The sequence below is a fragment of the Parasphingomonas puruogangriensis genome, assembly GCF_036663635.1.
Lineage (GTDB): Bacteria > Pseudomonadota > Alphaproteobacteria > Sphingomonadales > Sphingomonadaceae > Sphingomonas.
In genome coordinates this window covers 97,587-111,464 of record NZ_JAXOJI010000006.1, presented here as the reverse complement: position 1 = coordinate 111,464, position 13,878 = coordinate 97,587, and the positions used below count along the sequence as shown (strand labels likewise).

Sequence of the window (13,878 nt, the reverse complement as noted above, 5' to 3'; positions counted from 1 at the left end):
TCGCCAACCTAGACCGCCATCCCGAACTCGATTCAGGATCTATCGGGCGGCTAAGTTCCGCGCCCCAAGTGTGGGCGTTGCCCTACCGGCGGGATGGATCCTGAATCGCGTTCAGGATACAGAGCGTGTAGGCACCGCCGACCCCCAAATCGAAAGCGGCGCAGGCTCTCGCCCACGCCACCTTCGCCTGTCCTGACCGAAGCGTTCAGCGCGACGACATCTGCACGCCCGGCAGCCGCCGCAGCCCGTTGCGCGCGATCGCGTGCGATCCCGCGACGCGGTCCGCCGACACGTCCATCATCACTTCGGGCCGGCCAAGCACCATATCGTAGAGCGCGCGCGCCTGCTCGGCACGGCCGGTTTGCTGATACACGGCGGCGAGGTTGAGCATCAGTTCGGGGCGCTGCGGAAAGATCCGGCGCTCGGCGATCAGCGTCCGTTCGGCGCGTTGAAAATCGCCCGTGGCAATGTGCTGATACGCGGTGCGGTCTTGCGCATTGGCGGCAAACGGCGTGGCCAGCGCCACGACGGACATGGTGAAAAGCGACAGACGCATGATCGATCTCCTGGCTGCCCTTCCGCTCGCTGGCGAAAGGTTTCATATTTATGACAGGAGAATGTCATTTTTGTGAAACATTGGCAAGACCGTTCTGCACGGTCGCCAACACAGTTCAACGGCCGCTGCAGGACACAAAAAAGGCGGCCCCGAAGGACCGCCCAATCTGTCTCGACACTGATCGCTAAGGATCAGAAATCGCTGCGATATTGCTCGTTGCCGATGAACCCGAGCTTGGTCACGCCGGAGCGTTTCACCACGGCCAGGACTTCGTCGACCTTGGCATAACGCGCCTGCGGGTCGGGCTGGAAGTGCAGTTCCGGCTCGGGGCTGATCTGCGTGGTCTGCTCCAGATACTGTTGCAGCGTCACGGTATCCACGGGCGAGCCGTTCCACGACACGGTGCCGGCCGGATCGATCGACACCTTGTTCTTCTGCGGGTCGATCGGCGGCGACACGCTGTTCGGATCATTGACCGGCAGGTCGACCTTCACGGCATGCGTCTGGATCGGGATGGTGATGATGAACATGATGATGAGCACGAGCAGGACGTCGATCAACGGCGTCATGTTCATTTCCATCATCGGTTCACCGTCGTCGGAACCTCCGCTCATTGCCATATCAAATACTCCTTCTGGCTCAGAGCCGGCTGGTCGGGGCGCCGGCCGGGGGCTCGGAAATGAACCCTACCCGGGCGAACCCTGCCATCTGCATGGTATAGACCGTGCCGCCGATGCAGCGATACGGCGTGTTCACGTCGCCGCGGATATGCGCTTCCGGCAATTCGAGGTCCGGATTGCCCACGCCGCCCTGACGCTCGATCTCGACCTTGAGCTTGTCCACTGCGCGCTTGAGCAACTCGTCGCTGCGCACCTTGGTGGTGTTCCAATAGACGCCGCAGGTGCCGTCCTTTTCGGTCGTCACCGAGAGATTGACGTTCTCCGGCTTGGTCGTGGTCGGATCGTACTTGACCTTCGGCAGCTCGAGCTTGACCGCCTGGATGGCGACCGGAACCGCGATCAGGAAGATGATCAAGAGCACGAGCATCACGTCCACCAGCGGCGTGGCGTTGATGTCCGACATTGGTTTATCGGGGTCGCCCCCACTACTCATTGCCATTGCGGCTTATCCCTATCTATTCAATCGCGCTGGCGGACCGTTCCGGCAACGATGATCGGGGCACCCGCCTGAGCGGGCGCCCCGATCCATCAGCTCAGACGCGCGGTACGGCGTTGGCGCCGGTCTGACCGGTCGTGGTCGTCGCAGCAACCGGCTTGGCAGCCGTCGTGGTGCCGGCGCGGGCCGCCGTCGGGCGAACGCTGCCGTTCGAGGCGAGGAAGCCGAGCACGTCGTTCGAGAAGGATGCGAGATCCTCGGCGATCGACTTGTTGCGGCGCTGCAGCCAGTTGTAGGCAAGCACGGCCGGAACCGCGACGGCCAGGCCGAGTGCGGTCATGATCAGTGCTTCGCCGACCGGGCCGGCAACGGCGTCGATCGATGCCTGACCGGCAGCGCCGATCTTGATCAGGGCGCGGTAGATGCCGATAACCGTACCGAACAGGCCGATGAACGGCGACACCGAACCAACCGTTGCGAGGAAGGCGAGACCGCCACCCAGCTTCGAGTTGATTGCCGCTTCCGAACGCGCCAGCGAACCGTGCAGCCAGTCATGCGCTTCGACCGGATCGGTCAGGCGGCCATGCTGTTCCTGGGCTTCCAGGCCGTCGTCGACGATCTGGCGATAGGCCGAGTTCTTCTCGAGCTTGGCAGCGCCTTCACGCAGCGACGCCGAGTTCCAGAAATTCTGGCGAACGCGCTTGGCCTGGTTCATCACCTTCTGCTGTTCGAACAGCTTGGTGAACAGGATGTAGAACGACACGATCGACATGAACGCGAGAATGGCGAACACGGACCAGGCGATGACGCCGCCCTGCTGCAGTGCTTCCCAGAAGCCGTACGGGTTGGCGCCTGCGGCAGGTGCCGCGCCGGCGGCGAGAATGGTGGTCAACATGTGCGAATAGTCCCTCTTGAATAGCGTGATCTGATGGTTGGGGGATCGCCGATCGATCCCCCACGCGCGTTAATCCTGCGGCAATTTCCAGACGACCGTCCGGCTCGATCGCGACCGGATCGGATTACCCGACTGATCGAGCGCCGGCGAATAGCGCCCACGACGGGTCAGCGCTCGGCAAGCTGCCTGGTCAAGATCGCCATTGCCGCTGGACGATGTCACGCGACAATTCTCGACCCTGCCCTGGGCATTGATCTCCCAGGCTACGCTCGTGCGACCTTCAGCCTCGGCACGGATCGCCGCGGGCGGATAATCGTCGTTCGTGACCCAGTCGGCTGGATTACCCTTGGCACCAGCTGCCTTGTTAACCACCGGCGGCGCAGGCGGCGCTGGAGGAGCAGGCGGCGCCGGCGGGGCAGCAACCGGGGTGTACTGGATCGCTGGCGGTGGCGTCTGCACGGTCTGAATCTGGACCGGCGGACGGGGCACGTTAACGATCGGCGGCGGCGACACCACGGGTGGTGGCGTCAGCGGCGTGTCGGGTGGTGGCGGTGGTGGTTCGTCCGGCGGCGGGGGAGGTGGCTCCTCCACGTCGAACACGTCCATCTTCTCCGTTGCCTTCTTCACGTACTTGTACGCGAGTCCGGTAACGAAGGCATATCCGATCACGGCGTGGATGAGCGCGACGATAACGATCGCGACCACCTTCCCACCGCTCATTTTTTGGTCAGCATAGGCCATTCAGAAACGACACTCCTCTATCACGGCCAATTCGGTTCCGGCCCTTTCGGCCATAACTCCGCCTGCCATGGGCTAGTGTATCCTCAGACAGAGCCGAACCTCTATCGTGAGGTAAACAACGACGCAAACGCTTTGTCGGACGCAACAAACGTACAATCGCGAAGCTGCAGAATTATTTCTGTTTAAAGCGTCGGCCAGCGCCTACCTTGTCGCACATGATTTCTGCCTCGAAACCGCTATGGGCAATCGCCCTTGCCGCCACCGCCGTCTGCCCCGCCGCGGCGCAGCAACAACCTGTTAACCCCGCCTTTACCGCGCCCTCCCCACCCTATCCGGTCTATGCCGATCTGGTGCTTGCCGCGCCGGTGATCGTCGAAGCGGCGATCCGCAGCACGACGCGAATAAAAGGGCCGGAAGCCGCCGCCGTGCCGCCTGGCCGGGTGCGACTTTACGTCGAGGCGGACGTGCTGGCACTGATTCGCGGGCCCCAGGCGCTGCCGCCGCGAATCGGTTACCTGCTCGATGTGCTGCCCGATTCGCGCGGGAAACTGCCCAATCTGAAACGGCTTCGCGTCTTGCTGTTCGCCCGTGCCGTCGCCGGCAGCGCCAGCCAGCTGCAATTGGTCCGCCCCGACGCGCAGCGCACCTGGACGCCCGGCGCCGGCGAGCTCGCCCGCCGCATCACCACGGAGGCGGTCGCCGCCAGTGCCCCGCCGGAAGTCACCGGCATCGGCAATGCCTTTCATGTCGCCGGCACATTGCCCGGTGAAGGCGAGACGCAGATTTTCCTCACCACTGCGGATGGTCGCCCGGTCTCGCTCGGCATCGCGCGCATGCCCGATGCCCCGCGGCGGTGGGGCGTATCGTTGGCCGACGTGGTCGATCAGCGCGGCGCCCCGCCGCCACGCGACACCTTATTATGGTACCGCCTGGCCTGCGCCCTCCCCGCCACGCTGCCCGACAGCGCGCTGGCCAGCACCGAACCGGCCGATGCCGAGATTGCGCGCGACGATTACCGCTTCGTGATGGAAGAATTGGGCGCGTGCGAACGGGAATAGGGCGTGCTCGCTTTCTTCTGTTCTCCCGCGAAAGCGGGAGCCCAGTGCTTCAGACGATATCGCGTGTGACCCTGGCCCCCCGCTTTCGCGGGGGAACAACGTTCGCTCTGCAGCGGTGTCGCTAGTCAGATTAGACGTCGGCTAGTGCCCAATCGCCAGCACCTGGCCCGTCGTCGATGCCGCCCCGGCCAAAAACTGCGCCGCCGCGACGACGTCCGCAACGGTCGCGCCCGCTGCGATATCCAGCGCACACACCCGCAGCGGCGCCCGCGCCACCGCCAGCGGTCCGATCGCGGCCAGCAGCATAGCGCGGTCGACGGCGGATAGATCCGCGCCGGCCAGCAACAGGATCATGTCCGCCATCGCCGCCTCGATCGCGGCCAGGGTGTCCGCCAGCGGCGCCAGCGCCGGCAGCACCAGCGCCTGCCCGTCCAGCGCCGCGACGACCTCGGCCAGCATCGGCGTCAGCGCCGATGCCGGATCAGCGTCATGCCGATCGATTCGCCCGCTTCCGAAATCGCCAGCTTGACGATCTTCACCTGCACGCGGCGCACCCGGGCATCCTGTAGAAACAACGTCTCGGCGATATGGTCCGCGACGCCCTCGATCAGCGTGAAATGCACGCCGGCCGGCAGCGCGGTGGTCGCTGCGTGTTTCAGATCGAGATAATTCTTCGAAGCGTTGAGCGGCGTATCCGGCGCATAATGTGCCGGGCAGTCGATCTCGACATCGATCGAGATGCGCAACGGCTGCGGCAGATGCGTCTCTTCGGAATAGATACCGGTCAGCACCTGCACCTCGAGATCATGTACTTCGAGCGTGAGACGGTCGTCCAAGGTCAGCCTTTCAGCGCGCGGCGCGCGCGCCGCCGCGCCATAGCAGATGGCCGCGGAAGCGGAAGCCGCGCGATGGCAAGGTGTCACCATCCTTCCATCCTCGGCTCAAGTCCCCCGGCAAAGGCCGGGGCCCAGTCGCGGAACGGCGGCAATCGACGGGTTGCCCTTCATTACATCGGCTGCCGCGACTGGGCCCCGGCCTTCGCCGGGGAAAGCGCTATGGTAACGGTGGTAACACAGCAGGATCTTCCCATTCCGCTTGCGTTCACCCACTCGCGGTTTAAAGCGCGCGGCCCGCAGGCTATCCGGGCCGAGGAGATTCCCGTGGTGCAGATCGTGCCCCTTGCCGATATTCCCGCCGCCGCGGTCGAGCAGCTGCTCGATGCCGCGTTTGGACCCGATCGGCACGGCCGCACCGCCTATCGCATCCGCGACGCCATGCCCGCGCTTGCCGATCTGAGCTTCGCCGCCGCCGAAGAGGGTGTCTTGGTCGGCACGATCCAATGCTGGCCGATCGCGCTGGACGGCGATGATGGCACGACCGTGCCGCTGGTGATGGTCGGCCCCGTCGCCGTCTCCCCCCACCGCCAGGATATCGGCATCGGCCGCCTGCTCATCCACCACGCGCTCGAAGCCGCCGATGCGACCGGGCAAGGCGGCGCGCTCATGCTGATCGGCGATCCCGATTATTATGGCCGCCTCTTCGGCTTCAGCGCGGCGCAGACCGGCGGCTGGCGCGTGCCCGGCCCGGTCGAGCGCCACCGCTTGCTCGCCCGTGGCCCAGGCGTGCCGGGCGGCGCCGGGATGCTGGGACCGCGGATCGCGGTCGACGCCTGACTTGCCCGGCGCGGGCGAGCGGCCTACCCAGCGGCATGCCCATGCCTCCCTTGCCCGATCTCTCCGCGCTATCGCTCGCCGACATTGCCCGCCTGGCCGAGGAGAATAAACTCCCGCCGGTGGATAAATGGAACCCGACGCATTGCGGCGACAGCGAGATGCGCATCGCCCGTGACGGCACCTGGTTTCACCAGGGGTCGCCGATCGGCCGTGTGGCGATGGTGCGCCTGTTCTCGACCATCCTGCGGCGCGAGGCGGATGGCGGCTATGTCCTGGTCACGCCGGTCGAGAAGCTCGATATCGTCGTCGACGATGCGCCATTCCAGGCGGTCGAACTCAAGGTCGAGGGCGCGGGGCCGGCGACCAAGCTGGCCTTCCGCCTCAACACCGGTGATCTGGTCAGCGCGGGCGCGGATCATCCGCTGCGCTTCGCCGATGGCGAGGACGGCCCCCGCCCCTATCTCCACGTGCGCGGCGGGCTCGAGGCGCTGGTTGCGCGCCCGGTCTATTACGAACTGGCCACGCTGGCGCTGGCCGGCGACGAACGGCCGTCGGGCGTGTGGAGCAATGGCGCCTTCTTCGCGCTCGAATCCGCGTGACGCTGGACGATCGCCTGGCCCGCGCGCTGAGCGCCGGTCACGACCTCGATACCGCCCTACTCACCGGCGATCATCATGATGGCGAGCCGGACCTGTCGGCGCCGGCGCAGGCCGCCGTGCTGATCGCGATTACCGATCGCGCCGAGCCTGGCGTGCTGCTCACCCGACGGACCGAGACGATGCGCAAACATGCCGGCCAGGTCGCCTTTCCCGGCGGCCGCATCGATCCCGACGACGTCGATGCTACCGCCGCGGCGCTGCGCGAAGCGGAGGAGGAAATCGCCTTGCCCCGCGCCGCGGTGCGGGTCATCGGCACTGCCGACCGCTACCGCACGATCACCGGGTTCGATGTCACCCCGGTGATCGGCGTCGTGCCGCCCGATCTCGTGCTGGTGCCCAGCGCCGCCGAGGTCGCCGAAGTGTTCGAAGTGCCGCTCGGCTTCATGCTCGACACGGCCAACCATCTCGAAGCGACGGTCGGATGGCAGGGTCGCAACCGGCATTATTACGAGATTTTGTGGGACGGCCACCGCATCTGGGGGGCCACCGCGGCGATGATCGTCAACCTGTCGCGGCGGCTGCGATGGACCGCATGATCGCGCCCGATGCGGCGTTTCGCGCCCGCGCGGGTCTCGCCGAACTCACCGAGGCGCTCGGCGCGGCGCACGGCCAGGTGCGCTTTGTCGGCGGCATCGTGCGCGATACCTTGCTTGGCATCGACGCGGCCGACATCGATCTCGCCACCAGCCATCAGCCTGAAGACGTGATCCACGCCGTAAAGCGCGCCGGGATCAAGGTCGTCCCCACCGGCCTCGCCCACGGCACCGTCACCGCCGTCCTGGCCTCGGGCCCGGTCGAGGTCACCACGCTGCGCCGCGACGTCTCGACCGACGGCCGCCACGCCGTGGTCGCCTTCACCGACGACTGGCGCGAAGATGCGGCACGGCGCGATTTCACGATCAACGCGCTCTATGCCGATCCGCTGACCGGCGCGGTGATCGACTATTTTGGTGGGCTCGACGATCTCGCCGCCGCCCGCGTACGCTTTATCGGCGATCCGCTGCAGCGCATTGCCGAGGATCATTTGCGCATCCTGCGCTTCTTCCGCTTCCACGCGCGCTTCGGGGACGCCCCCGACGCCGCCGGTCTCGCCGCCTGTATCGACCGCGCCAACGATCTGATGGCGCTGTCGCGCGAACGCATCGCCGCCGAACTGCTCAAGCTGCTCGTCGCGCGTCATGCGGTCCGCGTCGTCGGGCTGATGGTGGAAAATGCCGTGCTCGCGCCGGTCTTGCCGGAGATCGACGCCGCCGGCGTCGCTCGCTTTGCGCGGCTTGCCGAGCGTGAAGCGGCGGGCAGTATCGCGCCCGATCCGCTGCGCCGTCTCGCCGCCCTGCTCCCTGCAGACGAGACGCTGGCCGAAAATGTCGGCGCGCGGCTGCGTTTATCGAAGCTCGATCGTCGCCGGCTGATCAGCGGAGCGGCGCATGTCGGCGGTGAATCACCGCAAGCGATCGGCTATCGCCTCGGCCTCGCGCTCGCCACCGACCGCCTGTTGCTGTCGGATCGCCCGCTCGACCAGCTTGCCCAGCTCGGCAACTGGACGCCGCCGGTACTGCCGCTGACCGGCGGTCAGCTCGTCGCGCGCGGGCTCGACAAGGGCCCTGACGTTGCGCGGATGCTTCGTCAGATCGAAGAATCGTGGATTGCGGAGGATTTCCCCGACGCCGCGCGCGTCGCATCGCTCGCCGACGAAGCCGCCGCTCAGTGGCGCGCGGACAGAAAAGCGTAGGCCGCTTCGGCTTCTAGCGGCCGGGCATAGACATAGCCCTGGCCGTAAGTGCAGCCGAGCGCCGCCAGCGTCTGCGAGAGTTCGCGCGTTTCGATCCCCTCCGCCGTGGTCATCATGCCCAGCGCCTGCGCTAGGCTCAGGATGGCACGCACGATGGCGATCTTGTCGCGATCGGCGAGCATGCCGGTGATGAAGCTGCGATCGATCTTGAGCACGTCGATCGGCAGTTTCTGCAGGTAAGCGAGGTTCGAATAACCAGTGCCGAAATCGTCCATCGCAATGGTCGTGCCGAGCGCCTTCAACGCATGCATGATCCCCGCGACACGATCGGGATCGGTGACCAGCGCGCTTTCGGTCAGTTCCAGGGACAGTCGGTGCCCGGCCAGCCCGTAGGTCGATAGCGCGCGCTCGACCAGCAACGGGATCGCATCGCGCTGCAACTGGATCGCCGACAGGTTGACCGCGACCTTCGCCCCGCAATCGCCGTCCGCCCGTACGTCCCATTCTGCGAGCGTACGCGCCGCCTCATCAATCGCCCAGCGCCCGAGCGGCACGATCAGCCCCGATTCTTCTGCCACCGGGATGAACGTCTCGGGGGAATGCGCGCGCCCCTCCGCGTCGGTCCAGCGCGCCAGCGATTCGAACGCGACGACCTTGCCGGTCGAAAGGTCGCAGATCGGCTGATAGGTCAGTCGCATCTCGCCATTTTCGATCGCGCGGCGCAGCGCCGTCTCCATGCCGAACTGCTCGCGTGCGATATCGAACGCCTGGATCTGGTACGATTCGGCTTTGCCGCTGACCTTCGAGCGCTTGACCGTGAACTGCGCGTGGCGGATCAATTCCTCGGCATCGTCGACGTCGGAGGAACCGTAGGCGATGCCGATCGAGCACGACACCATGATCTCGAACCCGGTCAGCCGGAACGGCGTCGCCAGCGCGCCTTCGATCCGCTTGGCGACTTGCTCGGCGTCGCTCGGCCCTTCCTCAAGCGTCAGCAGGATGCCGAATTCATCTCCCCCGGTTCGCGCGAGAATATCGTGCCCGCGAATCGCGCCTTTCAGGCGGCGCGCGACGGTGATCAGCAACTCATCCCCCGCCATCGAGCCGAGGCACGAATTGACCCGGCTGAAGCGATCGAGATCGAGCACCATGATGGCATAGCCGCCGCGCTCCTGCGGATTGGCCAGCATCGTTTCCAGCCGGTCGGAAAAGCCCGCGCGGTTGGGCAATCCGGTCAGGCTGTCGGTCAGCATCTCGCGCCGCAAATTATGCTCGGTGCGCAGCTCGGCAGTATGATCGACCAGCGTGACCAGGCAGCGCCGCACGTCGCCGCGCACGATCCGCGCCAGCGTCACGCGGTAATGCCGGCAATCCACTGCATCCCCAAACTGCCAGGAAAACTCCCGCTGCAGCGAGTCACTGTCGAGAAAGGCGATAATTTCTGCCGCCGCCTTCACCACGAACGGTGATTCCTGGCCGGCCTGGCCTAGGCCAGCGTGCTGGAACGGCACATTGCAGGTCAGCAACATTGGCGCGTGGCCTGGCTGAACCACCAATGCCGCCGGGATCGGCAGCAGGTTGATCGCCGCAGTCGCCAGCCCGAGATCGGGCATGCGACACTGCGCCCCCTCGGCGGATACCGGTGGCTCGGACTTGATCAGGGTAAGAGGCTTTGTCGGCGCCATGTTGCTTGGCGCTACGGCAAGTTTGTTAAAGGACGCTGAAAGAGCGTATTATTTCGCCAATGAAACGGAATTTATCGCCTATTTAATCGTATAAACTGATGTACATTAGTTTTCCGTCTACGGTCGCTCCGAAGCGATCACCCTAAAACTTGTTGTCACGCGGAAAACCCGATGGCGGCATGCGCCCAGCAGCGCCACGCGCCGCGCGCCACTGCGACAAATCCGCTTCGGTCCGCGTGCGCCCGGTATCCCCGCCCATGGTCCAACTCAGCCCATTGGCGAACACGAAAGTGACGGCATCCGACAATCCACCATCCCCATAACGCTGCAACTGCACCCCCTGCCCCTTGGACAGTTCGGCCAGTTCGGTGATCGGAAACACCAGCAGCCGGCGATTATCGCCGATCGCCGCAACATAATCCGCCGCCGGATCGACCGGCTTGACCAGTTTCAGCTTCGCCCCGAGGCGCGGCGTCACCACCGTCTTACCCTTGCGCGTCTCAGCGATCGTATCCGTCGTTTGCACGATGAAGCCGCGTCCGTCGGTCGCTGCGACCAGCAGCTTCTTCGCGCGGCTCGCCGGCAACAAGGCGACGATGCCGACGTCGCCGTCGAGATCGATCATCAGCCGCACCGGCTCGCCAAAGCCGCGCCCGCCGGGCAATTTGTCCGCGCCAAGTGTGAAGAAGCGCCCATTCTCGGCGGCGAGCAGCAATTTGTCGGTGGTCTGCGCGTTGAAGGCGAACATCGGTCCGTCGCCTTCCTTGAACTTGAGCCCCGCCAGCGCCGCCTCGTCGGCATGCCCCTTCATCGCGCGGATCCAGCCACGTTCGGACAGGATCACGGTGATCGGCTCGCGCTCGATCATCAGCTCCATCGGAATTTCGCGGGAAGGCGCCGCCTCGGCGATCGTCGTGCGTCTTTTGCCGAGCGGCGTCTCCGGCCCATAGCGCTCGCGCAGCTTGCCCATGTCGCGCTTCAGCCGGGTGCGCTGCCGTGCTTCGCTGCCCAGCAACAGCTCCAGCCCGCTTTTCTCCGTCTCCAGCCCGTCGCGTTCCTTGCGGATCTGCATCTCTTCCAGCTTGCGCAACCGGCGCAGCCGCATGTCGAGGATCGCCTCAGCCTGACGATCGGTCAGCCCGAATTCGGCGATCATGATCGGCTTGGGCTCGTCCTCGGTGCGGATGATCTCGATCACCCGGTCGAGATTGAGATACGCGATCAGATAGCCGTCGAGCAGCTCGACCCGATCGGCGATCTTGTCGAGCCGATGCTGCGAGCGCCGCTGCAGCACGACGAACTGATGCTCGACCCAGCCGTGCAATGCCTCGCGCAAGGACATCACGCGCGGCGTGCGCGTCTTGTCGAGCACGTTGAGGTTCAGGCTGACGCGATTTTCCAGGTCGGAAAGCCGGAACAGGCTCTCCATCAGCATGTCGGGATCGACCGTGCGGCTGCGCGGCTCGATCACGATGCGGATCACCGCATCGGATTCGTCGCGCACATCGGCCAGGATCGGCAATTTCTTGTCGTTGATGATGCCGGCAATCTGCTCGATCAGCTTGCCCTTCTGAATGCCGTACGGGATCTCCGTAACGATCGCATTCCAGCCGCCGCCTTTCTCCTTCTCTATCGTCCAGCGCGCGCGCACGCGGAAGCCGCCGCGTCCGGTGGCATAGGCCTCGGCGATCGCGGCGGGCGAATCGACGACCAGCCCGCCGGTCGGGAAGTCCGGCCCCTGGACATGCTCCAGCACCTGCGCGTCGCTGGCATCGGGTTGGTCGATCAGCAGGATCGCCGCGTCGAACAGTTCGGCGGCATTGTGCGGCGGAATGCTCGTCGCCATGCCCACGGCAATCCCGGCCGCGCCGTTGGCGAGCAGATTGGGGAACAGGCCCGGCAGCAATTCGGGCTCTTCGTCTTCGTTATTGTAGGTCGGGCGGTAATCGACGGCATTCTCGTCGAGCCCCTCCATCATGTCGATCGCGACCTGCGTCAGCCGCGCCTCGGTATAGCGATAGGCGGCGGCGTTATCGCCGTCGATATTGCCGAAGTTGCCCTGCCCGTCGACCAGCGGGTAACGCATCGCAAAATCCTGCGCCAAGCGCACCATCGCGTCATAGACCGACTGATCGCCATGCGGATGATATTTGCCGATCACGTCGCCGACAACGCGGGCGCATTTCTTGTAGCCCTGGGACGGATCGAGCTTGAGCAGCCGCATCGCCCATAGCAATCGGCGATGCACCGGCTTCAGCCCGTCGCGCACATCGGGCAGCGACCGCGCGGTGATCGTCGACAGCGCATAGACGAGATAGCGATCGCTCAGCGCGCTATCGAACGGGGCGTCGATGATGGCGTTGAAGGGGTCTTCCGGGTCTTTCACGTCTGCTGGCATGGCTATCGGTTAGCAGTGCGATTCCGTCCGCGCCATGGTCTCGGCGAAATCGCGTGCGATCTCGATCGTCAGCCAATCGCGGAACTGGCGGATCTTGGGCACTAGCCGGCGATGCTCGGGATAGACCAGCCAATAGGCAAAACCTTGCGTCGCGACGTGATCGAACGGCCGCACCAGCCGGCCATCGGCGAGATCATTGCGCCAGAAAAATGGCGTCAGCAGCGCGATGCCCTGCCCGGCGATCGCCGCATTGCCCTCCAACGCCTGCGAATCGAGCCGCACCCCGCGCCGCGGCGGCCCCTGTGGCGGCGTGCTGCCCGCACTCGCCAGCCACACCGGCCACCACGGGTCCTCCGGCCCGATCAGCGGCAGTTGATGGAGGTCGTCGATCGCGATTGCGCCGCCATGGCGCGTGAGAAAGGCCGGGCTGCACATCGGGGTAAATTCGATCGGCACCAGCTTCTCGCTCACTAACCCCGGCCACTCGCCCACCCCCGATCGCACCGCGCAGTCGATATCGTCGGCCGCGAAATCGACCATCGCATCGCTGGTGTGCAGGCGCACCGCCATGTCGGGATGCGCCATCTGAAAACTGCCCAGCCGCCACGCGAACCAAGTATTGGCGAAGGTGGTCGAGGTGGACACCGTCAACAAAGCGGAATCCTCTGCGCGGATCCCGGCAAACGCCGCATCGAGCCCATCGAACGCGCGCGACACTTGCGGCCCGGCGCGCCGCCCCGCCTCGGTCAGCACCACGCGCTTCTTCTCGCGGCGGAACAACGGCACGCCGAGCCGCTCCTCGAGCAGCTTGATCTGATAGCTCACCGCCGCCTGCGTCATGCCCAGTTCGCCGGCCGCAACGGTGAAATTCTCGTGCCGCGCGGCGGCCTCGAACACGCGAACGGCGGAGAGGGGTGGCAGGCGGCGCATGGGCTCAGTTGATAAGGCTGGCTTGTCATCCTTGTCCAACGCTTTGTTGGCGTGCGCAACTATAGCCGGACATAGTCCAAGTCGTCAGCAGCACATGGCAGACGAAGGAAGAAGACAATGCGTGACGATTTCCTGGGCCGCGATTGGGCGGACAATCACCATAGCCTGAGCGACGGCATCCATAAGCTGTTCAAGACGATGGCCATCGGCCTCCAGCGCCTCAACGCCTATCAGTTCGACGCGCCATGGAAGCACGCGCCGCGCCGCGACAAGACGGCGCGTTGAGTGCGGCAGCAGGGCAGGTCGGCCTGTGTAACCATTGCGCTTTCCCCGGCGAACAAACGCTTCCCCGGCGCAGGCCGGGGCCCAGTAGCGAGATAGTAATTATCGGGCGCTGCGCGACGTAGCTTCTGCCATCGCGACTGGGCCCCGGCC

At 65.4% G+C, this 13,878-nt stretch carries 16 protein-coding genes; 6 read left to right on the top strand and 10 right to left on the bottom strand.

Annotated elements, in window-relative coordinates; all coding sequences use genetic code 11:
* Positions 1 to 205 precede the first annotated feature (205 nt).
* The 5 genes from U1739_RS14930 to U1739_RS14910 form a co-directional block, all read right to left on the bottom strand.
* Entirely contained in the window at positions 206 to 556 is a 351-nt protein-coding gene (locus tag U1739_RS14930; RefSeq protein WP_332709362.1) for a tetratricopeptide repeat protein, read from the bottom strand.
* A 191-nt stretch (positions 557 to 747) separates the two neighbouring features.
* On the bottom strand, positions 748 to 1,176 hold the full coding sequence (locus U1739_RS14925; RefSeq protein ID WP_332709361.1) for an ExbD/TolR family protein: 429 nt from the start codon (positions 1,174 to 1,176) through the stop codon (positions 748 to 750).
* A 19-nt stretch (positions 1,177 to 1,195) separates the two neighbouring features.
* Positions 1,196 to 1,675, bottom strand: a complete 480-nt coding sequence (locus tag U1739_RS14920; RefSeq protein ID WP_332709360.1) for an ExbD/TolR family protein — start codon at positions 1,673 to 1,675, stop codon at positions 1,196 to 1,198.
* 94 nt (positions 1,676 to 1,769) lie between these two features.
* Positions 1,770 to 2,567 (bottom strand): MotA/TolQ/ExbB proton channel family protein, encoded by a 798-nt coding sequence (locus U1739_RS14915; protein WP_332709359.1) that lies wholly within the window; start codon positions 2,565 to 2,567, stop codon positions 1,770 to 1,772.
* Positions 2,568 to 2,636: 69 nt separating this feature from the next.
* Positions 2,637 to 3,308: an energy transducer TonB gene (locus U1739_RS14910; RefSeq protein WP_332709358.1), complete on the bottom strand. Its 672-nt coding sequence runs from the start codon at positions 3,306 to 3,308 to the stop codon at positions 2,637 to 2,639.
* Positions 3,309 to 3,523: 215 nt separating this feature from the next.
* Here U1739_RS14910 and U1739_RS14905 point away from each other — a divergent pair, with 215 nt between their 5' ends.
* Positions 3,524 to 4,366: a hypothetical protein gene (locus U1739_RS14905; protein WP_332709357.1), complete on the top strand. Its 843-nt coding sequence runs from the start codon at positions 3,524 to 3,526 to the stop codon at positions 4,364 to 4,366.
* Between the two features lie 141 nt (positions 4,367 to 4,507).
* On the opposite strand, the gene U1739_RS14900 is transcribed toward U1739_RS14905, so the two are convergent.
* A complete protein-coding gene (locus tag U1739_RS14900; protein ID WP_332709356.1) occupies positions 4,508 to 4,825 on the bottom strand; it encodes a Rossmann fold domain-containing protein in 318 nt (105 codons plus the stop codon).
* Positions 4,826 to 4,830: 5 nt separating this feature from the next.
* Positions 4,831 to 5,202 carry a dihydroneopterin aldolase gene (locus U1739_RS14895; protein WP_332709518.1) on the bottom strand — a complete coding sequence of 124 codons (372 nt, stop codon included), beginning with the start codon at positions 5,200 to 5,202 and terminating at the stop codon, positions 4,831 to 4,833.
* A 324-nt stretch (positions 5,203 to 5,526) separates the two neighbouring features.
* Between U1739_RS14895 and U1739_RS14890 the strand changes: the two genes are divergently transcribed.
* From U1739_RS14890 to U1739_RS14875, 4 genes are read left to right on the top strand one after another with little or no spacing between them, the layout of a single operon-like run.
* Positions 5,527 to 6,039, top strand: coding sequence for a GNAT family N-acetyltransferase (locus tag U1739_RS14890; RefSeq protein WP_332709355.1), 513 nt, complete (start codon positions 5,527 to 5,529; stop codon positions 6,037 to 6,039).
* A 35-nt stretch (positions 6,040 to 6,074) separates the two neighbouring features.
* A complete protein-coding gene (locus tag U1739_RS14885; protein WP_332709354.1) occupies positions 6,075 to 6,638 on the top strand; it encodes a DUF1285 domain-containing protein in 564 nt (187 codons plus the stop codon).
* Positions 6,635 to 7,234, top strand: coding sequence for a CoA pyrophosphatase (locus U1739_RS14880; RefSeq protein ID WP_332709353.1), 600 nt, complete (start codon positions 6,635 to 6,637; stop codon positions 7,232 to 7,234). The genes U1739_RS14885 and U1739_RS14880 overlap by 4 nt, the downstream gene beginning before the upstream one ends.
* Complete coding sequence (locus U1739_RS14875; protein ID WP_332709352.1) at positions 7,222 to 8,430, top strand: CCA tRNA nucleotidyltransferase; 1,209 nt, start codon at positions 7,222 to 7,224, stop codon at positions 8,428 to 8,430. The genes U1739_RS14880 and U1739_RS14875 overlap by 13 nt, the downstream gene beginning before the upstream one ends.
* Here the strand turns inward: U1739_RS14875 and U1739_RS14870 are convergent.
* The 3 genes from U1739_RS14870 to gcvA form a co-directional block, all read right to left on the bottom strand.
* Complete coding sequence (locus U1739_RS14870) at positions 8,403 to 10,043, bottom strand: putative bifunctional diguanylate cyclase/phosphodiesterase (protein ID WP_332709351.1); 1,641 nt, start codon at positions 10,041 to 10,043, stop codon at positions 8,403 to 8,405. The genes U1739_RS14875 and U1739_RS14870 overlap by 28 nt on opposite strands.
* A gap of 214 nt (positions 10,044 to 10,257) precedes the next feature.
* Positions 10,258 to 12,513 carry a DNA topoisomerase IV subunit A gene (parC, locus tag U1739_RS14865; protein ID WP_332709350.1) on the bottom strand — a complete coding sequence of 752 codons (2,256 nt, stop codon included), beginning with the start codon at positions 12,511 to 12,513 and terminating at the stop codon, positions 10,258 to 10,260.
* 9 nt (positions 12,514 to 12,522) lie between these two features.
* A complete protein-coding gene (gene gcvA, locus U1739_RS14860; RefSeq protein WP_332709349.1) occupies positions 12,523 to 13,443 on the bottom strand; it encodes a transcriptional regulator GcvA in 921 nt (306 codons plus the stop codon).
* 117 nt (positions 13,444 to 13,560) lie between these two features.
* Between gcvA and U1739_RS14855 the strand changes: the two genes are divergently transcribed.
* On the top strand, positions 13,561 to 13,728 hold the full coding sequence (locus U1739_RS14855) for a hypothetical protein (protein WP_332709348.1): 168 nt from the start codon (positions 13,561 to 13,563) through the stop codon (positions 13,726 to 13,728).
* Positions 13,729 to 13,878: the final 150 nt, after the last annotated feature.